The sequence below is a fragment of the Enterobacter cloacae complex sp. P12RS genome (genome assembly GCF_014895875.1).
Taxonomy (GTDB): domain Bacteria; phylum Pseudomonadota; class Gammaproteobacteria; order Enterobacterales; family Enterobacteriaceae; genus Enterobacter; species Enterobacter bugandensis.
In genome coordinates this window covers 33,024-53,349 of the sequence record NZ_JADBQO010000005.1, presented here as the reverse complement: position 1 = coordinate 53,349, position 20,326 = coordinate 33,024, and the positions used below count along the sequence as shown (strand labels likewise).

Sequence of the window (20,326 nt, the reverse complement as noted above, 5' to 3'; positions counted from 1 at the left end):
ATGTTGGCTGGTGTGGTTAAACGGGCATTTCGCCCAAATAAATGTGTGCAATCTGGTCGTCGTGAAGCAGTGCTGTCGATTCGCCATGATGAACAATGCTGCCGCTGTCCATCACCCACGCGCTGTCGGTCACTTCCAGCGCGAGCCGGGCGTTTTGTTCGATAAGCAGCAGGGCGACGCCGCGCTCGCGCAGCCCGGCAATAACGGCAAATATGTTCTCGACCATCTTCGGGGCAAGGCCCATCGACGGCTCGTCGAGGATCAGCAGGCGCGGGCGGCTGAGGAGGGCGCGGTTCAGGGCCAGCAGCTGTTGCTCGCCGCCGGACAGCAGCCCGGCAAGCTGATGCTGGCGCTCGCCCAGACGCGGGAAGCGTTCGAAAATCTCGTTCATCTCGAGCTTAACGGTGACAGTGTCACGTCTGAGCCAGGCGCCCATCTGCAGGTTTTCCAGTACCGTCATGCGGGAGAAGATCCCGCGGCCCTCCGGGACCATGACCAGCCCGTCGCGAAGCAGGGTCTCCGGGCTCTGTTTACGGACCGGCTTACCGTTGAATTCAATACTGCCGCTAAAGCTTTCCAGCCCGGTAATGGCGCGCACGGTGGAGCTTTTCCCCGCGCCGTTAGCGCCGATCAGCGTAGCCTGTTCGCCCTCGTGCAGGGTAAAGGAGACATCGCGTACGGCCTGAATCCCGCCGTAATGCACGTCCAGACGTTCTACCTTCAGTAATTCAGACATGGGCGTTACCTCCAAGCCAGGCGGCGATCACTGCCGGGTCGCGCCGCACGCTTTCCGGCGTACCGCTGGCGAGCGTTTTACCGTAATCAAGCACCGTCAGGCGATCGCAGATGCCCATCACCAGCTTGACGTCATGTTCAATCATCAGCAGGGTTTTGCCGTCATCGCGGATGCGGATGAGCAGCTCGCCGAGCGCCACTTTTTCCGCCGCGTTCATTCCTGCGGCGGGCTCGTCCAGCGCCAGCAGCAGCGGATCCGTCGCCAGCGCGCGGGCGATTTCAAGGCGACGCTGATGACCATAGGCCAGATCGCAGGCGCGATAGTGGGCGAACTGCGCAATGCCGGTATAGTCCAGCCAGTGCCAGGCCAGTTCGCGGGTCTGCTTCTCTTCCTCGCGGGCGCGTTTATGGCGGCTCAGCGCGGCCCACAGGCCGTTACGGGTGCGCACGTGGCGGCCCACCATCACGTTTTCCAGCACCGACATCTCGTTGAAGAGGCGCACGTTCTGGAAGGTGCGGGCAATCCCGGCGGCGGTGACTTTCTCTATGTGCTTTGGGAAGTAGGGCTTATCGGCAATCGAAAACTCACCGCTGTCCGCCGGATAAAGCCCGGTGATCAGGTTAAAGCAGGTGGTTTTTCCCGCGCCGTTGGGGCCAATCAGCCCGTAGATTTCCCCTCTGTTGACGGTAATCGAAACGTCATCTACGGCAGTCAGCCCGCCGAAGCGTTTTGACATGTTGCGTACGGTTAACAGGCTCATGCCTTCACCTCCTTGTGGCGTACCGGCCAGAGGCCTGACGGGCGCACCAGCATGACCAGCACCAGTGCCAGACCGTAAAACAGCTGGCGCAGCACTTCCGGGTCAATCAGTACCGTACCGAACAGCGCCTGCTGAACCGGCGCTGCCTGGCTGCGCAGCAGTTCCGGCAGGGCGGTAAGCAGTACCGCGCCCAGGATCACGCCCGGTATGTGCCCCATACCGCCCAGCACCACCATCGCCAGTACGGCAATCGATTCCTGTAAGGTGAAGGATTCCGGGGAGACAAAGCCCTGAAACGCGCCGAACAGCGCACCTGCTATGCCGCCAAAGGAGGCGCCCATCGCAAAGGCGAGCAGCTTATAGTTACGCACGTTGATGCCCATCGCGCGGGCCACGTCTTCATCCTCGCGGATGGCGTGCCAGGCGCGGCCAATACGGGAATGCTGCAGGCGCAGGCAGACAAAAATAATCGCTACAATCACCAGCATCAGCAGGTAGTACCACAGCCACAGGGCGGGCACTTTGAAACCAAACCAGTGGTAGACGCCGCTAAACTTCAGGCCGAACAGGTTCAGCGTATCCACCCCGGTAATGCCCTTTGCGCCGTTGGTGATGTTTACCGGACGGTCGAGGTTGCGCATCAGGATGCGGATAATTTCGCCAAAGCCGAGGGTCACTATCGCCAGGTAGTCCCCGCGCAGCTTCAGCGTGGGCGCACCGAGTAAAATCCCGCAGACTGCCGCCACGAGGGCCGCCAGCGGAATAATAAGCAGATACGAGGTGTGCAGCCCGTCCGGGAACCAGACGCTGAGGATCGGAAACACCTCCAGCAGGTGTGGGGAGGCCATCAGTGCCGCGAGGTAGGCGCCGACGGCGTAAAAGGCGATAAAGCCCATGTCCAGCAGGCCGGTATAGCCGACCACAATATTGAGCCCGAGCGCCAGCATGATGTAGAGCAGGGCGAAGTCGATAACGCGCACCCAGTAGTTGCCGCCGAGCTGTGTGGCCACCACGGGTGCAATCAGCAGCGCGAGGCAGAACAGGCTCATGCCTGACCAGAATTTGCGCGTCGTCGCCGGGGCCTGAATTTGAAGTGTTGTCATGGTATTCCTTACGCCCTGTGCGCTACGCGCTCGCCCAGCAGGCCAGCCGGACGGAAGACCAGCACCAGGATCAGCACCATAAAGGCAAAGACATCCTGATAGTTGCTGCCAAATACACCGTGGGTCAGTTCACCCAGGTAGCCTGCGCCCAGCGCTTCGATAATGCCGAGCAGGATGCCGCCAATCATGGCACCCCGAATGTTGCCAATGCCCCCCAGCACGGCGGCGGTAAAGGCCTTGATCCCGGGTAAAAAGCCCATCGAGAAGCTGGCGTTACCGTAGTTGCTGGCCATCATTACGCCTGCCAGCGCGGCAAACGCCCCGCCAATGGCAAACGTCAGGGTGATAATGGCGTTTGGGTTAACCCCCATCAGCGTGGCCACGCGCGGGTTTTCCGCCACGGCGCGCATGCCGCGCCCCAGGCGGGTGTATTCCACCAGCAGCCAAAGCCCGGTCATCACCGCCAGCGCCAGCGCCACGGTGACAATACCGGTAACGGTCACGATGGCGGGAGGGTGCATTTCACTTCCTGACGTCACGGTAATCGGATCCATGGGCAAGATCTGCGGAAACATCAGCGGGTTGCGCGTCCAGATAATCATCGCCACGGTTTGCAGCAGGACGGAGACGCCGATACCCGAGATCAGCGGCGCCAGGCGCGGAGCGTTGCGCAGTCGACGGTAGGCAAAGCGCTCCACGGCCATGGCCAGTAGGGCGCACACGGCCATGGCAATCATCAGGGCAACGCCGAGCTGCAACAGCAGCGGCATATGCGGGAAGGTGGTATTCAGGGCGTTAATGGCGGAGAGCGTGGTGAGCGCGCCGACCATCAGAATATCGCCGTGGGCAAAGTTAATAATGCGCAAAATGCCATACACCATGGTATAGCCCAGCGCGATCAGCGCGTAGATGCTTCCCAGCATCACACCGTTGATCAGTTGTTGTATGAGTGTATCCAACGTCTGTTCCCGCAAAGTGCTCGTTCTGCGGCTACCATCCAATAAATGAATTAAATTGTAAAATACGCATCTATTATTTCTTATGATAAATAAATATTGTTTTATGTTTATGATTTAAATGAAAATAGTTAATGCCTGCTTTTGGGTAAAAAGCCTAAAGAAATCAACATATGAATAAAACAGAACAATTGGTGAGCCTGACGGCGTTTGCAGAGAGCCGCCTGGCAAACGATCCGCCGCTTCGGGCCGTACGTGCATTCGAGGCCATCGCCAGGCTGGGGAGCGTCACGCTGGCCGCGCAGGAGCTGGATATCTCTCCGTCGGCCGTCAGCCATCAGCTCAAGGTGCTCGAAGGATACCTGCAAATGCCGCTCACGGAACGTCAGGGACGCAGGCTGGTGCTGAGCCAGCACGGGCGGGAATATTACCGCTCGATCCGTGCGGCCTTTAACGTGTTGCGCCAGGCGACGGAGCACCTGGCGGAGCAGGCGCAAACGCGTCAGGTCACCATCAGCCTGATTCCGCTTTTTGGTATGGGGTGGTTTATCCCGCGCTTGCCTGCGTTCATGCGCGCCAATCCCCAAACCGAGATCAACGTGGTGTATGCCAACCACCGTAACTATCTGAGCGACGCGTCGGATATGTCGATTCGTTTTGGTAACGGGCAGTGGGCGGGGTATCAGAGTGAAAAGCTGATTTCCGGCCAGATGGTGCCGGTGTGCAGCCGCGCGTTTTTGCGCGTTCATGGCCATATCGACACGCCTGAACAGCTGCTGCAAATGCCGTTGCTGCACGATGAAGAGCGTACGAGCTGGACGCAGTGGTTTTTGTTGCAGGGGGTAAAACGTCCACTCCGGCGCAGCGGCCCGCTGTTTGAAGACGGGCTGTTGACGCTGGCGGGCGTTCAGGCCGGGCTGGGATGTGCGCTCATGCGTGAGCCGCTGATTGCGCCATATCTGGAGAGCGGCGAGCTGGTCAAGATATTTGACTTACCGATTGATGACGGGCGCGATTATTACCTCTGCGTGCGTTCAGATTCAGAGATGACCGAAGACGGCAAGCTGCTGCAAACCTGGCTGCGTCGGGCGGCAGGCGGGGAGTTGTCTGTCGGGTAAAAGCGGAAGATAAAAAAAGCCAGCGTGTTACGCTGGCTTTTTGACAGACAAGATTTTAGAACTGGTAGGTCAGACCCAGCGCCACGATGTTGTCGGTACCGATACCTGCCTGGCGAGTGAACTGGTTGTCGTCCAGCAGGTTGATTTTGTAATCCACGTAGGTGGACATGTTTTTGTTAAAATAGTAGGTGGTGCCGACATCAATGTATTTAACCAGATCCTGGTCGCCGAAGTTCTCGATGTCTTTACCTTTAGACTGCAGGTAAGCGATGGATGGACGCAGGCCAAAGTCGAACTGATACTGAGCCACAACTTCGAAGTTTTGCGCCTTGTTTGCAAAGCCGTAGATGTCGCTGCGGTTACCGTTAGAGGTGCCGAAACGGGTTGCGTTATAGGTCTGAGAGTACTGCGCCGCGAGGTAAACGTTGTTCGCGTCGTACTTCACGCCGCCGCTGTACACTTCAGCGCGGTCGCCTTCACCGTATACGCCAGCCGCATTCTGGTCAGCGGTACGGCGAGAGGAAGACATTGCACCACCGACGCTGAAGCCTTCACCCAGATCGTAAGTCAGGGACGCACCGTAGCCGTCGCCGTTCTGGTTCAGCAGGCTGCGGCCGTTGGTGTTTTCACCGCTTACGCTGCCGTTTTTACCCTGGTACTGCAGGGCAAAGTTCAGGCCGTCAACCAGACCGAAGAAGTCCTGGTTACGGTAAGTTGCCACGCCGTTTGCACGAGACTGCAGGAAGTTGTCGGCACCGTAGGTGTCACCGCCGAATTCTGGCAGAACGTCGGTCCAGGAGGTCACGTCGTAAATCACGCCGTAGTTACGACCGTAATCGAATGAACCGGCTTCAGCGAACTTCAGACCTGCGAAGGCCACACGGGTCCAGGACTGGTTGTCGCCTTCGTCCTTGTTACCCTGAATCTGGTATTCCCATTGGCCGTAACCGGACAGCTGGTCGTTAACCTGGGTTTCACCCTTGAAGCCGATACGCATGTAGGTTTTATCACCGTCTGCGCCTGCGTCATCAGAGAAATAGTGCAGACCTGTCACTTTACCGTACAGATCCAGCTTGTTACCGTCTTTGTTATAAATCTCAGCTGCGTTTACAACGCCTGCTGCCAACATGGAAGTGACTGCCACTGCAACTAATTTAAGTTTCATCTTAAATATTCCTTATAATTTTTTTCAGTATTTCCTGAACCATCGCGAACGATTTCTAAACGAGGCTGTTCGTCAACGGCGTGCTATTTTTAAAAATCTTGTAGTTGTCTTTCAATAATAAGTTTCAAAATATGAGTAATAATTTCATTTAGTGTGATCGAGATCGGATTAACGACGGCTGAATAAAATTTTGTGGCGATTATTTAATCAGAATGAGTTTATTTTTTTGGCAACGATGATGGCGAATATTATTGCATTTCGTGTTATTAATAGCGGTAATATTCGCAGGGAAGTAGTTACGCAGCGGTGTCAGGTTATGTCAATTTGATGTCGGCGGAATTGACGAAGGAAGCTAATATAAACAGAACATCAACAAATGCACTAATGTTCTGATTAATATATTACGATGTGATCACATATTAAATTTATGTTAATTTTTATGCCGGATTTAATCGAACCCGGCATAAATCTGAACCCTATTTTCGTGTAGCGTACCAGCAGAGCAATGACCCGGCGCAGACCATCAGCGCGCCCTGCCAGAACGAAAAAGAGAGGGGTGAGCTTAGCAGCACGGCTGCAAGCGCGGCGGAGAGCACGGGAGTAAAATAGGATACGGCAGCCAGCACCGTGACGTTACCGTGCAGAATGCCAATATTCCATGCCGCATAGCCAAACCCAAGCGCAATGCCGCACATAACGAGCTTCACGATAACCGGAAAGCTGAACACCATTTCTGGCTGATCGCTAATGGTATATTTCACCCACAGGCTCAGCGCAGTGAGCAAAACAAAGAGGGTAATACCGTTTTGCCCTTTGGCAAATTTGGCGGTTACGGTGCAGTAGGCGGCCCAGATAAATGCTCCGGCAAAAGCAAGCGTATAGCTAAGGGGATTAGAGACGACATTGCGGATTATTTCATCAATGTGTAATCCTTGCTCACCTCCTAATACCCAACACACGCCGAGCAGAGCGATAGCTAAACCGGGGACGACCCACAGCGTTGATTTCTGTCCGTTGAATAAAATAGCAAAGACGATCGTCAGGCTCGGCCAGAGATAATTAACCATACCGACTTCTATGGCCTGCGCTCGTGTGGCGGCATAGCCTAACGACAGCGCCAGACAAATTTCGTAACTGACAAACAGTACGCTGCCTGCAATAAGATACCCGGGTGAAAAACGTTTAATATCAGGAAATCCTACCGTTACCAGGCACAATAACCCGCTGAGGGTGTAAATCATCGCCGCGCCGCCGACCGGCCCCAGCCCCTCGCTTACGCTGCGAATCAGGCCCACCATTGTGCTCCATAGCAGTATCGCCGCCAGCCCCGTGAGCGTTGCTCTCTTTCTGTCCATTACGTTTTCATCGCTAATAAAATCAAAGGGAAAATGTATAGCATTAATTCTGACCCTGTCGCGAATTATTCTCTTACGTGTTTAACCCTTAAGGGGTATTCAAACGCGGCAGCGGTGACTATTAAGGGGGCGACGTCAGGCGACCTTGATTTGACGCAAAAAAAACAGGGGCTTTAATGTTAGTTTGCGGCGCGAAGTCTTATCAGATAACGAGGACAACAATGGACGTCAGCCGCAGACAATTTTTCAAAATCTGCGCGGGCGGTATGGCCGGAACCACAGCCGCAATGCTGGGATTTGCTCCCAAAATGGCGCTGGCTCAGGCACGCAACTATAAGCTGCTGCGTGCGAAAGAGATCCGTAACACCTGCACATACTGCTCCGTGGGTTGTGGGCTATTGATGTATAGCCTGGGCGATGGCGCGAAAAACGCCAGAGAAGCGATTTACCATATTGAAGGGGATCCGGATCATCCGGTGAGCCGTGGGGCGCTGTGCCCGAAAGGGGCGGGACTGCTGGACTATGTCCACAGCGAAAACCGCCTCCGCTACCCGGAATACCGCGCGCCGGGCTCCGACAAATGGCAGCGCATCTCCTGGGATGAGGCGTTCTCCCGTATTGCAAAACTGATGAAAGCCGACCGTGACGCCAACTTTATTGAAAAGAACGAGCAGGGCGTGACGGTCAACCGCTGGCTCTCTACCGGGATGCTGTGCGCATCTGCGGCAAGTAATGAAACCGGCATGCTGACGCAAAAATTTGTGCGCTCTCTCGGCATGCTGGCGGTAGACAACCAGGCGCGCGTCTGACACGGACCAACGGTAGCAAGTCTTGCTCCAACATTTGGTCGCGGTGCGATGACCAACCACTGGGTTGATATTAAAAACGCCAACGTCGTGGTGGTGATGGGCGGTAACGCCGCTGAAGCCCATCCGGTGGGTTTCCGCTGGGCGATGGAAGCGAAAAACAACAACGATGCGACGCTCATCGTCGTCGATCCGCGCTTTACGCGTACGGCATCGGTGGCCGATATCTATGCGCCAATCCGCTCCGGTACGGACATTACGTTCCTCTCCGGGGTTCTGCTGTACCTGATCGAAAACAACAAAATTAACGCGGACTACGTTAAGCATTACACCAACGCGAACCTGTTGGTGCGGGATGATTTTGCCTTCGATGACGGGCTGTTCAGCGGCTATGACGCTGAAAAACGCCAGTACGACAAAACGTCCTGGAACTATCAGTTCGATGAAAACGGCTATGCGATGCGGGATGAAACGCTGGCGCATCCGCGCTGCGTGTGGAACCTGCTGAAGCAGCACGTTTCCCGCTATACGCCGGACGTGGTGGAGAACATCTGCGGCACGCCGAAAGCGGACTTCCTGAAGGTGTGCGAGGTGCTGGCCTCCACCAGCGCCGCTGACAGAACCACCACGTTCCTGTATGCGCTGGGCTGGACGCAGCACACCGTGGGCGCGCAGAACATCCGTACCATGGCGATGATCCAGCTGCTGCTCGGCAACATGGGAATGGCCGGTGGCGGCGTGAACGCCCTTCGCGGCCACTCTAACATTCAGGGCTTAACCGATCTCGGTCTGCTCTCCACCAGCCTGCCGGGCTACCTGACGCTGCCGTCGGAAAAGCAGGCCAGTCTGCAAGCGTATCTTGAAGCTAATACGCCAAAAGCAACGCTGCCGGACCAGGTGAACTACTGGAGCAACTATCCGAAGTTCTACGTCAGCCTGATGAAATCCTTCTACGGCGACGCGGCGCAGAAGGAGAACGACTGGGGCTTTGAGTGGCTGCCGAAGTGGGATCAGGCTTATGACGTCATTAAGTATTTCAACATGATGGATAAGGGCGACGTCACCGGTTATATCTGCCAGGGCTTTAACCCAGTGGCGTCATTCCCGGATAAAAACAAAGTCGTTCGCAGCCTCAGCAAGCTGAAGTACATGGTGGTTATCGATCCGCTGGTGACCGAGACCTCCACCTTCTGGCAGAACCACGGGGAATCTAACGATGTCGATCCGGCGTCGATTCAGACCGAAGTGTTCCGCCTGCCATCTACCTGCTTTGCGGAAGAGGACGGCTCTATTGCCAACTCCGGCCGCTGGCTGCAATGGCACTGGAAAGGGCAGGACGCACCGGGCGAAGCGCGTAACGACGGCGAAATCCTGGCCGGCATTTATCATCGTCTGCGCGAAATGTACCGCACCGAAGGCGGCAAAGGCGCTGAGCCGCTGCTGAAGATGAGCTGGCACTACAAGCAGCCGGATCGTCCTGAGTCTGAGGAAGTCGCGAAAGAGAACAACGGCGTGGCGCTGGCGGATCTCTACGACGCCAACGGCAGCCTGGTGGCGAAGAAAGGCCAACTGCTGAACAGCTTTGCGTTGCTGCGTGACGACGGTACCACGGCATCGTCCTGCTGGATCTACACCGGCAGCTGGACGGAGCAGGGTAACCAGATGGCCAACCGCGACAATGCCGACCCGTCCGGTTTGGGCAACACCCTGGGCTGGGCATGGGCGTGGCCGCTGAACCGTCGCGTGCTGTACAACCGCGCGTCCGCCGACGTGAACGGTAAGCCGTGGGATCCGAAACGGATGCTGATCCAGTGGAACGGGGCGAAGTGGACGGGGAACGACATTCCGGACTACAACACCGCCGCGCCGGGCAGCAACACCGGGCCATTCATCATGCAGCCGGAAGGGCTGGGGCGCCTGTTCGCCCTCAACAAGCTGGCAGAAGGGCCGTTCCCGGAACACTACGAGCCGATGGAAACGCCGCTGGGGACCAACCCGCTGCACCCGAACGTGGTCTCAAGCCCGGTGGTGCGCATCTACGAAGAGGACGTGCTGCGCTTAGGCAAAAAGGACAAATTCCCGTACGTGGGGACGACCTACCGCCTGACCGAGCATTTCCATACCTGGACCAAGCACGCGCGGCTTAATGCCATCGCGCAGCCGGAACAGTTTGTGGAGATAAGCGAAACGCTGGCGAAGGCGAAAGGCATTGCCAACGGCGATCGCGTGAAGGTAAGCAGCAAGCGCGGCTTTATTCGCGCCGTGGCGGTGGTGACCCGTCGTTTGCAAAGTCTGAACGTGCACGGCCAGCAGGTGGAAACCGTCGGTATTCCGCTGCACTGGGGCTTTGAAGGGGTGGCTCAGAAAGGCTATATCGCCAACACCCTGACGCCAAACGTCGGCGATTCCAACTCGCAAACGCCGGAGTACAAAGCGTTTCTGGTCAACATCGAGAAAGCGTAAGGAGCGATTAAATGGCGATGGAAACACAAGACATTATTAAACGCTCCGCGACCAACCCGATCACCCCCGCGCCTCGCGCGCGGGACTATAAGGCAGAGGTCGCCAAGCTTATCGACGTCTCCTCCTGCGTGGGCTGTAAGGCCTGCCAGGTGGCCTGCTCAGAGTGGAACGACATCCGCGACGAGGTGGGGCACTGCGTCGGGGTTTACGATAACCCGGCGGATCTGAGCGCCAAATCCTGGACGGTGATGCGCTTTAGCGAAACCGACCAGAACGGCAGGCTGGAGTGGCTGATCCGCAAGGACGGCTGTATGCACTGTGAAGATCCGGGTTGCCTGAAGGCGTGTCCGTCTGCCGGTGCGATAATTCAGTACGCCAACGGGATCGTCGACTTCCAGCAGGATAACTGCATCGGCTGCGGCTACTGCATCGCGGGCTGTCCATTTAATATCCCGCGCCTCAATAAAGAGGATAACCGGGTATACAAATGCACCCTGTGCGTCGATCGCGTCAGCGTCGGGCAGGAGCCTGCGTGCGTGAAGACCTGTCCGACCGGTGCGATCCACTTCGGCACCAAAAAAGAGATGCTCGACGTGGCGCAAGAGCGCGTGGATAAGCTGAAAGCGCGCGGCTACGACAAGGCGGGCATTTACAACCCGCAGGGCGTGGGCGGCACGCACGTGATGTACGTGCTGCATCACAACGACCAGCCGGAGCTGTATCACAACCTGCCGAAAGAGCCGGCGATCGATACCTCCATCAACCTGTGGAAAGGGGCGCTTAAACCGCTCTCAGCGGCGGGCTTTATCGCCACCTTTGCGGGGTTGATTTATCACTACATCGGTATCGGGCCGAATAAAGAGGTGGATGACGACGAGGAGGAGCATCATGAGTAAGTCGAAAATGATAGTGCGCACCAAATTTGTCGATCGCGCCTGTCACTGGACGGTGGTCATTTGCTTCTTCCTGGTGGCGGTATCCGGCATTTCGTTCTTTTTCCCGACGCTACAGTGGCTTACGGAAACCTTCGGTACGCCGCAGATGGGGCGCATTCTGCACCCGTTCTTCGGCGTGCTGATTTTCGTGTTGCTGATGTTTATGTTCGTGCGCTTTGTCCATCACAATATTCCGGACAAGCAGGACATTCCGTGGGTGAAAGGGATTGTCGAAGTCCTGAAGGGCAACGAGCATAAAGTCGCGAAGGTGGGAAAATACAATGCCGGACAGAAGATGATGTTCTGGACCATCATGAGCATGATTTTTGTGCTGCTGGTGACCGGCGTGATGATCTGGCGTCCGTATTTTGCACAGTACTTCCCGATCCAGGTGGTGCGTTACGCGCTGCTAATTCACGCGACGTCTGCCATCATCCTGATTCATGCCATCCTGATCCATATGTATATGGCGTTCTGGGTAAAAGGGTCGATCAAAGGGATGATTGAAGGGAAGGTGAGCCGCCGCTGGGCGCAGAAACATCACCCGCGCTGGTATCGTGATGTGGAACGGCTGGAGGCGAAACAGGAAAGTACGGAAGGGATGAAGTAAGACCTGCGCCGTCGGCTCTGCCCGGCGGCGCTGCGCTTGCGCGGGCCTTCATGTGTTAGTCAATAAACGATCAATTGCCGCTATAACGTCATGACGTGCGTTGCGTAAATTACAAACAAAGTCTTTAGGGTTGATTTTATTGTTGTTAATGTTTGTTATCATCGGTGAATAAATCAGAAACGTTTCAAAGTCGATATTTATCCCCGGAGCCAGATGGCTTTGCCATAACGGCAACTTATTATTTCTCGCGAGCGGTACAATTACGCGTGTGGCAAGATCATCATAACAATCATCCTGAATGAGCATATAATAGGGAAGTTTGTCCCGTGTAGCCGCAGATGTATTACGGTAAACATTAAATTGTCTCAGCATTAAAGCACCCTGAAAAACTCATCATCAGTGATGGTTCCGTGTTTCTCCACAAAATCATTCATTGCCCGTATAAATGCACGATCCTCTTCTGATGGCTGCCGCCGCCTGGTTGAGTTTTGTTCTGCATGACACAAGGGCTTACGCGATGTGATGTTCTGGCCCAGCTCTGCTTCTGTGGTATGTTTCATCGTTATCTCCTTTGTTGGTGCGGTCATTATCAACCGCCGCCAACAAAAAACAATACTGTATCCCCTGGTAATCTATATTCTGCGAGCCACCTTCCAATTATATCAGAATCGCTCCTCTACATACCGGAACGGGTATTTTGTGGGTTTAACTTTGCCGATTTTGCGCTTCGGTAAATCCACCTTGTCGACGTGAATTTCTTTATACGGGATCTGCGAAAGCAGATGCGAAATAATATTCAGACGCACGCGTTTTTTATCTTCAGAACGCGCGACAAACCACGGTGCCCAGGCGGTGTCAGTGGCTTCAAACATGGCGTCGCGCGCGCGGGTGTACTCGTCCCAGAGGTTAAAGGATTTAATATCCATCGGCGACAGCTTCCAGATCTTACGCCCATCGTTAATGCGGTCGCGCAGGCGCCGCTCCTGCTCTTTCGGCGTCACCTCCAGCCAGTACTTCAGCAAGATAATCCCGGCATCAACCATCGCTTTTTCCATAACCGGCGCGCCGTCCAAAAATTTCTCCGCCTGTTCCTCCGTGCAGAACCCCATCACCCGCTCCACGCCCGCGCGGTTGTACCAGCTGCGATCGAAGATCACGATTTCGCCCGCCGAGGGCAGGTGAGGCACATAGCGCTGGAAGTAGAGCTGGCTTTTCTCTTTATCCGTTGGGGCAGGAAGCGCAACAACGCGAAACACGCGTGGGCTGACGCGCTCGGTGATCGCTTTAATGGTGCCGCCTTTGCCGGCGCCGTCGCGTCCCTCAAAAACAATGCACACCTTCAATCCTTTGGCGACGACCCACTGCTGGAGCTTAACCAGTTCGACGTGCAGGCGGCGGAGCTCTTTTTCATACTCTTTGGTCTTAAGGGGGGCATTCGATACGACATCAACAGCGACAGGGGTTTTCTTTTTGCTTCCCATGATTGTCATCCTCAGGTTGTCCGGCGTGGAAAAAGCGAGGCCGCACTATGAAGTGTAATCCACCTGAATTAATGGATTAACGTGTCAGCCAGCTGATTTGAACTGGCTCACCATACAAGATTATTTAATAATGCCCTCGCAATTGATTAACCGGTGGTTGAGGCATGAAAAAGACAATATTTTCGTTGGCGCTTGGCACATTTGGCCTGGGTATGGCTGAATTTGGCATTATGGGGGTGTTAACCGAACTGGCGCACGACACCGGCATTTCGATTCCCTCCGCCGGGAATATGATCTCGTTTTATGCCTTCGGCGTGGTGATTGGCGCGCCGATTGTGGCGCTGTTCTCCGGCAAGTTCTCGTTAAAAACGACGCTGCTGTTTCTGGTTGCCATGTGCGCAGTCGGAAATGCCCTGTTTACGTTTTCTACGTCGTATTTCTGGCTAGCGCTGGGGCGTTTGATCTCCGGTTTTCCGCACGGGGCCATTTTTGGCGTCGGGGCGATTATCCTCTCTAAAATTGCGCCACCCGGGAAGGTGACGGTCGCGGTGGCCGGGATGATCGCCGGGATGACCGTGGCCAACCTGGTGGGCGTCCCGCTCGGCACCTGGCTGGGGCACCAGTTCAGCTGGCGCTATACCTTTTTCCTGATTGCTGCGTTCGACGCGCTGGTTATCCTCTCGGTTCTGCTCTGGGTGCCGGATATCCATGACAAATCAGAAATCAAATTGTCCGAGCAGTTCCACTTCCTGAAGAAACCGGAACCCTGGCTGATTTTTGCCGCCACCATGTTTGGCAATGCTGGCGTGTTCGCGTGGTTCAGCTTCGTTAAGCCGTTTATGGTCAACGTTTCTGGCTTTTCCGAAGGGATGATGACGGCCATCATGATGCTGATGGGCCTTGGCATGGTCTTGGGCAATCTGCTGAGCGGCAAACTCTCGGGGCGCTTTAGCCCGCTGCGCATTGCGGCCATCACCGATATGGTGATTGTCGCCTCGCTGCTGCTGCTTTTCGCCCTGGGCGAACTGAAAACGGCCTCGCTGGTGATGGGCTTTATCTGCTGTGCCGGGCTGTTTGCGCTCTCTGCACCGCTGCAAATTTTGCTTCTGCAAAATGCGAAGGGCGGTGAGATGCTGGGGGCGGCCGGAGGGCAGATGGCGTTTAATCTCGGCAGCGCGATCGGGGCGTACTTTGGTGGGATGATGATTACCCTCGGCTTTAGCTGGCGCTACGTCACGCTGCCTGCGGCGTTCCTCTCGTTCTCGGCCATGAGCGCGCTGTTGATCTACGGTTACCTGCGGGCCAGACAGGCTCAGGCTAACGCTCGCGCGCTAGCCTGATTGTATTCAGGCAAGCCAGGGCTCACCCAGCGTCAGCATCAGGCGGTTGGCCCAGGCGAAGAACGCAGCGGACTGCACCAGGTCCAGCTGGGCTAAGGTGTCCAGCCCCTCTTTTTCCAGAGCGGCGAGGTGCAGCGGCGTGGCGGCAGGCGGGGTAACCGACAGCGCTGCCGCAAAATTAATTTCCGCCTGCCAGCGCGCAGATTGCCCCTCGCTCAGGGAGCGTCCCGGACGCACGGCCAGCAGGGCCTCTACCGCCGCGTCATCCTTTGACAGCTGGCTGGCTTTGCGCGCATGGACAGAGGCGCAGTAGATGCAGCCGTTAATTTTACTGGTTACCGTTGCGGCCAGCTCGCGCTCGGCGCGCGGCAATCCCCCCGGCGTATAAAAAATTCCTTTATCAGTTAGCGTGCGCTGTTCAAGCACCGGCAGGTTGCGCCCCAGCAGGCGGAAGTAGTCGGAATCGGTATGGCCAAATTTTGCCAGAACGGCAACCTCGTCATCATGGAAGTCCGCCAGCGGTTTGGCGTCGATCCACGGCTCCCAGCCCAGCTCCTGCTGGGTGAACGCGACGGGAGCCGTCTTCCCGGAGACCGTGGTTGCGGTTGTATGCCAGATGCCTGCCGCCACCGGCGCATCGCTTGCCACCACCGGCTTGTCATTTAGCAGCCGCAGCCCGGCGACGAGTCGGCTCTGAAAGCTGACAAACGCAACAAGCTGCGCCAGGGTAACAATGCCTTCCTTGCTCCAGCCCGCGCGGGTCAGCGCCGTCAACGCGGACGGCGTGGCTTCGACGGGAGAGAACGTCAGCAGGCGCGCGAAGTGCAGCGCCGGGGTCAGGCGTTCGGATGTGGGGTCGGCCAGGCCAAACCCCGCATAGTGCGCGGCCAGCGCCTCCGCGTTGTGCCACCTGGCGACTTTTGCCGCGACGGCGAACCGCTCGTCCAGCGCAAAATCGCTATCCTGCTGGGTAAATAAGATTTCGTAGCTACCCTGTGCGTGGCGTGTGGCGGCGTCCCGCGTGGCGCGCGCCTCTGCCAGAGGGGAACCGGGTTTAATTTCCGCCAGCTCGGCGAGAATGTCCTGACTTAATGACATAGGTGTCTCCTCAAAGGATGTGGGGGGCAATATGTTCGGCGATCAGTTCGATGGATCGCAGCGTGTCGCGATGGGTGGGCTCGACCGAATGAACCTGGAACGAGATATCCGTGGCGCGCCTGAGAACGGAGTCCGCATGCAGTGAACGCAGTACCGTATCTGGCGAACCGATATGGGCGTCGAACTGGCGACGGAAATCTGTGACAGTGTCACCTTTAACCGTATGTCCAGCGGCGCGATGCTGCTGGGCCTGCCTGGTGAGACCCGGCGTGGCGACCTTCAGCGCGTAGTCATCGCTGTCGGCGACGAATGCCGTACGGGAGGCCAGAATGCGCGGTGCGATACCGGCGGGCAGTGCCTCAAGGTAGGCATCCACAATCGGGTTCTGGATCGCGTCGAGCGTCAAATCCAACTGGTCTGCCGGGCGCGGCTGCGTGCGGGAGAGCATCAAACCGTGTCCGGCCCGCGCGGCGCGAACGGCACCGTCGACGGAAAAGGTGGCAATCCAGATCCGTTCAGCCAGCTGTGGCGCTGGCGGATAAAGGTGGTTATCCGGATGGGTGAGCGAATCCCCGCGCCAGGCGCTCTGGATCACATGCAAATGGTCAGCAAAGGCCGCGCCGCGCTGTTCAAACGTCAGTCCAAACGGCAGGAAAGAGGTCGGCGTGCCGCCCGAACCAAAACCGACTTCGAGACGACCATCGGCGAGTAAATCCAGCACCGCCGCATCTTCCGCCACGCGCAGCGGGTTTTCCATCGGCAGGGTAATGATGGCCGTCCCCAGGCGGATGGTTTCGGTATGCGCCGCAACGTGGGCCAGGAACAGCAGCGGCGACGGCAGGCCGCCTTCACTTTCGTGGAAGTGGTGCTGGGCAATCCAGGCGCTGTCAAAACCGTGGCGTTCGGCGTGGCGGATCTGTTCGGTTGCCAGACGATAGCGCTCCTTCGGCGTGGCGTCGTCAAGCAGGCGGGTGAAAAATCCCAGGCGTTTTCGCGTCATGCGAACTCCTCCGTAGCGGGTGAAAAATGGGGAATGGCGGCAATCAGCTCGCGGGTATAGTCGTTCTGTGGTGACGTGAATAAGGTCTCGACGTCACCGTGTTCGACCACCTGACCGCTGCGCAGCACCGTGACGCTGTGGGCGATCCGGCGGACGATAGAGAGATCGTGCGTGATAAAGAGGTAGGTCAATCCCAGCTGCTGCTGTAACTGCTGAAGCAGAGCCAGAATCTGCGCTTGTACGGTGACGTCCAGCGCGGAGGTGGCCTCGTCCAGCACCAGAATAGTCGGCTCCAGAATCAGCGCCCGGGCGATGGCTACGCGCTGGCGCTGCCCGCCTGAAAGCTCCCTTGCGGTGCGGGTCAGGAGTTCAACGGGCAGGGCAACCCGCTGCGCCACGGTCTCTACACGGAGCTTGCGCTCCGCCTTGCTGAGGCGAGCAAAGTTCTTCAGCGGCTCTTCGATGATGTCAAACAGGGTTTGACGCGGGTCGAGAGAGGCGAACGGGTTCTGGTAGACAAACTGGATCTTCTGGCGCAGCTGACGACGGGCCTCGCGGCTGAGGTCGGTGGCATCAATATCATCAATAATGACCTGTCCGCTGTCCGCCTGTTCAAAACCCAGCAAAATACGGGCGAGGGTGGTTTTCCCGGAGCCGGATTCCCCGACCAGCGCATGCGTGCTGCCGCGCCTGACGTCAAACGTCACCCGATCCAGCGCCTGAAGGTGATGACCTTTGCCCAGCGAGAACCGTTTGCTGATGGCGCGGGCGCGAATGGCCGGTGACGCCAGCGGAAGGCCAGCTACCGGGGCGATGGTCAGGCGCTGGCCCAGGAGATCGCTCAACAGCTGGCGGGTGTAGGCGTGCTGCGGCGTGCGGACAATGTCGGCGGTGTCGCCGTGCTCCTGAACCTCGCCGTTGCGAAACACCAGCAGCCTGTCCGCGCGCTGGGCAGCCAGCGCCAGATCGTGGGTGACAAACAGAACCGCAGTACCCGATTCCCGACGCAGGATATCCAGCAGATCGAGAATGCGTTTTTGCACCGTCACGTCCAGCGCGCTGGTGGGCTCATCGGCGACGATCACGTCCGGGCGCAGGGCAATGGCGATGGCAATCAGCACGCGCTGTTTCATCCCGCCGGAGAGCTGATGCGGATACTGCTTCATGCGCTGTTCGGGATGGCTCAGGCCGACCTTTGTCAGCAGGGCGAGCACCTGCGCGTCGCGCTGGAGTGCCGTTACCTTTTGGTGCTGCTGAATAATTTCCCCGACCTGTACGCCGATCGTCTTAACCGGGTTGAGTGAATTACCCGGATCCTGCGGAACCAGGCTGATTCGCGCGCCGCGAAGGGTATCGAGACGCTTCGCTGACCACCGGCTAATCTCCTCGCCGTTGAGCACGATTTTCCCGGCATCGCGTCGGGCGTTATCCGCCAGCAGACCAATGATCGCCTGTGCCGTGGTGGTTTTGCCTGAGCCAGATTCACCGACAAACGCCAGCATTTCCCCCCGCCGGAGGGTGAAGCTGACGTTATGCACCACCTCGCGCCACTGGCGCGCGGTACGGTAGCTGATGGTCAGGTTTTCTACCGAGAGTACGGTCATTTCAGGCCTCCGCTGAACTGCTGGCTGATACGGTTGGTGGCAAGCACGACGGCGATGACGACCACGCCGGGGAAGGTGGTTAACCACCAGGCGGTAGAGAGATAGTTACGGCCTTCGGCAATCAATAAGCCCCATTCCGGAACGGGCGGCGGGGTGCCGTAGCCGAGAAAGCTCAGCGTGGAGAGGGCCAGAATGGCCTGACCAAACTGCAGCGTGGCAAAGGCGAGAACGGCGGTTAAGGCGTTGGGCAGGATGTGTCGCCACAGGACCGCTACGAACGTCCCGCCGCTGCCAAACGCCGCCTCGACATAATCCGTATGGCGGATACGCACCACTTCACCGCGCGCGAGGCGGGCGAAGCTGGCGATGGAGGCCACGCCGACGGCAATGGCGGCGTTAACGGTGCCAAACCCGAGCAGAATAATGACCGTCAGCGAGAGCAGCAGAGACGGAATGGACAACAGCACATCGACAAAACGCATCAGGAAAGATTCGACGCGTCCAGCGAACGCGCCGGCGATCACCCCCAGACCGGTGCCCACCACCAGCCCCATCGTGACGGCAGCGAGCGCTGCGCTCAGGGAGTGGGACGCACCATACACAATGCGGGTGTAAACATCGCGGCCAAGCTGATCGGTGCCGAGCCAGTGGCCCGCCTGCGGTGCCAGGCGTTGTGCCCCGGCGATGCCCTCAATCGGGCTGTAGTGGGTTAACAGGCCGGGGGCTACGGCAGCAAAAATCGCGAGAATAATCACCGCCCACGCCAGCCACAGTCCCGGCTGCCACACGACGCCCTGCCAGCCGGGAACGCGTTTTCGCGCGGCGGCAGCGTAATCGACCAGGCTCATGATGCACCTCCGGTAACGGTTTGCAGACGGGGATCCAGCAGCGGCATCAGCAGGTCCACCAGCAGATTGATCAGGACAAAACCGAGAGCGGAAATCATCACCACCGCCTGAAGCACGGCGATGTCCTGGTTGTTCACCGCCTGCTGGGTCAGCTGCCCGAGCCCGCTGCGGCCAAATACGGTTTCGGTGATCAGCGCCCCGGCAATCAGTTCGCCCAGCAGCAGCCCGGCAATATTGAGTACCGGCAGCAGCGCGTTGCCGGTGACGTGGCGCCACAGGACGGCGGTTTCACTCAGCCCTTTGGCGCGGGCGACGGCGACAAACGGCTGCGTCGCAACCTGGTCCAGGCTGCGCATCAGAATTTGCGCCAGCGGGGCGGAGATCGGGATCGCGACGGTGACGATCGGCAGGATCAGCCCCTGCAGCGGCGTCGGGTTAATCACCGGGATCAGCCGCAGCTGGAAAGAAAAGAGCTGGATAAGGGCAATCCCCAGCCAGAACGTGGGTAAGGAGATAAACAGGACCGGCAGAGACTGAAGGGTATTACTCAGCCAGCGCAGACCCGGCAGACGCGACGCAAAGGCCAGCGCAAACGCCAACAGGACCGCGAGTAAAAAAGCGGGCAGGGCGAGGCTCAGGGTATCCGGCAGATTGCTGGCAATCAGCTCGCTGACCGGCACCCCTGCCTGTAATGAATAGCCGAAATCTCCGCGCAGCATCGCCAGCAGCGTGTGGCCGTATTGCTGCCACAGTGGGCTGTCCGCGCCGTAGGCCACGCGCATCTCCTCGATTTGCGCCGGGCTTAGGCCCAGGTCCGGGTTCTGAAATTTAATCAGCACCGCGTCGCCAGGCAGCACCTGGAGCAACACGAACGAGAGGGTAAAGGCGGCCCACAGCACCAGCAGCCCGTGCCCAAGACGTTGAAGAAGTGCGTGGCGCATCGTCATC

The 20,326-nt window shown here is 57.7% G+C and carries 19 protein-coding genes; 5 read left to right on the top strand and 14 right to left on the bottom strand.

Going from position 1 to position 20,326, the window contains the following annotated elements; genetic code table 11:
- Positions 1–16: 16 nt before the first annotated feature.
- From IM284_RS02170 to IM284_RS02155, 4 genes are read right to left on the bottom strand one after another with little or no spacing between them, the layout of a single operon-like run.
- The gene (locus IM284_RS02170) at positions 17–736 is read right to left on the bottom strand and encodes an ABC transporter ATP-binding protein (RefSeq protein WP_047368620.1); all 720 of its coding nucleotides are present in this window, start codon (positions 734–736) and stop codon (positions 17–19) included.
- The gene (locus tag IM284_RS02165; RefSeq protein ID WP_028013260.1) at positions 729–1,496 is read right to left on the bottom strand and encodes an ABC transporter ATP-binding protein; all 768 of its coding nucleotides are present in this window, start codon (positions 1,494–1,496) and stop codon (positions 729–731) included. The genes IM284_RS02170 and IM284_RS02165 overlap by 8 nt, the downstream gene beginning before the upstream one ends.
- Positions 1,493–2,599, bottom strand: a complete 1,107-nt coding sequence (locus tag IM284_RS02160; RefSeq protein WP_047368619.1) for a branched-chain amino acid ABC transporter permease — start codon at positions 2,597–2,599, stop codon at positions 1,493–1,495. The genes IM284_RS02165 and IM284_RS02160 overlap by 4 nt, the downstream gene beginning before the upstream one ends.
- 8 nt (positions 2,600–2,607) lie before the next feature.
- Positions 2,608–3,558 carry a branched-chain amino acid ABC transporter permease gene (locus IM284_RS02155; protein ID WP_047368618.1) on the bottom strand — a complete coding sequence of 317 codons (951 nt, stop codon included), beginning with the start codon at positions 3,556–3,558 and terminating at the stop codon, positions 2,608–2,610.
- A 170-nt stretch (positions 3,559–3,728) separates the two neighbouring features.
- Here IM284_RS02155 and IM284_RS02150 point away from each other — a divergent pair, with 170 nt between their 5' ends.
- The gene (locus IM284_RS02150) at positions 3,729–4,673 is read left to right on the top strand and encodes a LysR substrate-binding domain-containing protein (protein ID WP_047368617.1); all 945 of its coding nucleotides are present in this window, start codon (positions 3,729–3,731) and stop codon (positions 4,671–4,673) included.
- Positions 4,674–4,728: 55 nt separating this feature from the next.
- Here the strand turns inward: IM284_RS02150 and IM284_RS02145 are convergent, their stop codons facing one another.
- On the bottom strand, positions 4,729–5,838 hold the full coding sequence (locus tag IM284_RS02145) for a porin OmpC (protein ID WP_028013256.1): 1,110 nt from the start codon (positions 5,836–5,838) through the stop codon (positions 4,729–4,731).
- Positions 5,839–6,314: 476 nt separating this feature from the next.
- Positions 6,315–7,193 (bottom strand): aromatic amino acid DMT transporter YddG, encoded by an 879-nt coding sequence (yddG, locus tag IM284_RS02140; protein ID WP_028013255.1) that lies wholly within the window; start codon positions 7,191–7,193, stop codon positions 6,315–6,317.
- Between the two features lie 221 nt (positions 7,194–7,414).
- Between yddG and fdnG the strand changes: the two genes are divergently transcribed.
- Genes fdnG through fdnI form a run of 3 tightly spaced genes read left to right on the top strand, consistent with a single transcriptional unit; the run spans position 7,415 to position 12,007 of the window.
- Positions 7,415–10,462, top strand: coding sequence for a formate dehydrogenase-N subunit alpha (fdnG, locus tag IM284_RS02135; protein ID WP_120247360.1), 3,048 nt, complete (start codon positions 7,415–7,417; stop codon positions 10,460–10,462).
- A gap of 11 nt (positions 10,463–10,473) precedes the next feature.
- Positions 10,474–11,358, top strand: a complete 885-nt coding sequence (gene fdxH, locus IM284_RS02130; protein WP_047368615.1) for a formate dehydrogenase subunit beta — start codon at positions 10,474–10,476, stop codon at positions 11,356–11,358.
- Positions 11,351–12,007 carry a formate dehydrogenase-N subunit gamma gene (gene fdnI / locus IM284_RS02125; protein ID WP_193055708.1) on the top strand — a complete coding sequence of 219 codons (657 nt, stop codon included), beginning with the start codon at positions 11,351–11,353 and terminating at the stop codon, positions 12,005–12,007. Before fdxH ends, fdnI begins: the two co-directional genes overlap by 8 nt.
- A 48-nt stretch (positions 12,008–12,055) precedes the next feature.
- Here the strand turns inward: fdnI and IM284_RS02120 are convergent, their stop codons facing one another.
- The 3 genes from IM284_RS02120 to ppk2 form a co-directional block, all read right to left on the bottom strand.
- Positions 12,056–12,379: a CcdB family protein gene (locus tag IM284_RS02120; RefSeq protein ID WP_047368614.1), complete on the bottom strand. Its 324-nt coding sequence runs from the start codon at positions 12,377–12,379 to the stop codon at positions 12,056–12,058.
- Positions 12,379–12,567 carry a type II toxin-antitoxin system CcdA family antitoxin gene (locus IM284_RS02115; protein ID WP_045260590.1) on the bottom strand — a complete coding sequence of 63 codons (189 nt, stop codon included), beginning with the start codon at positions 12,565–12,567 and terminating at the stop codon, positions 12,379–12,381. Before IM284_RS02115 ends, IM284_RS02120 begins: the two co-directional genes overlap by 1 nt.
- Positions 12,568–12,669: 102 nt before the next feature.
- The gene (gene ppk2, locus IM284_RS02110) at positions 12,670–13,488 is read right to left on the bottom strand and encodes a polyphosphate kinase 2 (RefSeq protein ID WP_045630464.1); all 819 of its coding nucleotides are present in this window, start codon (positions 13,486–13,488) and stop codon (positions 12,670–12,672) included.
- A 164-nt stretch (positions 13,489–13,652) separates the two neighbouring features.
- Here ppk2 and araJ point away from each other — a divergent pair, with 164 nt between their 5' ends.
- Positions 13,653–14,828, top strand: coding sequence for an MFS transporter AraJ (gene araJ / locus IM284_RS02105; RefSeq protein ID WP_041909850.1), 1,176 nt, complete (start codon positions 13,653–13,655; stop codon positions 14,826–14,828).
- 6 nt (positions 14,829–14,834) lie between these two features.
- Here araJ and IM284_RS02100 read toward each other — a convergent pair whose 3' ends face one another.
- From IM284_RS02100 to IM284_RS02080, 5 genes are read right to left on the bottom strand one after another with little or no spacing between them, the layout of a single operon-like run.
- Positions 14,835–15,926, bottom strand: coding sequence for an alkylhydroperoxidase domain protein (locus IM284_RS02100; RefSeq protein ID WP_047368613.1), 1,092 nt, complete (start codon positions 15,924–15,926; stop codon positions 14,835–14,837).
- Between the two features lie 10 nt (positions 15,927–15,936).
- Positions 15,937–16,926 (bottom strand): putative FMN-dependent luciferase-like monooxygenase, encoded by a 990-nt coding sequence (locus IM284_RS02095; protein ID WP_047368612.1) that lies wholly within the window; start codon positions 16,924–16,926, stop codon positions 15,937–15,939.
- Complete coding sequence (locus IM284_RS02090; RefSeq protein WP_047368611.1) at positions 16,923–18,530, bottom strand: ABC transporter ATP-binding protein; 1,608 nt, start codon at positions 18,528–18,530, stop codon at positions 16,923–16,925. The genes IM284_RS02095 and IM284_RS02090 overlap by 4 nt, the downstream gene beginning before the upstream one ends.
- A complete protein-coding gene (locus IM284_RS02085; protein WP_047368610.1) occupies positions 18,527–19,378 on the bottom strand; it encodes an ABC transporter permease in 852 nt (283 codons plus the stop codon). Before IM284_RS02085 ends, IM284_RS02090 begins: the two co-directional genes overlap by 4 nt.
- Positions 19,375–20,319 carry an ABC transporter permease gene (locus IM284_RS02080; protein ID WP_047368609.1) on the bottom strand — a complete coding sequence of 315 codons (945 nt, stop codon included), beginning with the start codon at positions 20,317–20,319 and terminating at the stop codon, positions 19,375–19,377. The genes IM284_RS02085 and IM284_RS02080 overlap by 4 nt, the downstream gene beginning before the upstream one ends.
- Between the last annotated feature and the right edge of the window lie 7 nt (positions 20,320–20,326).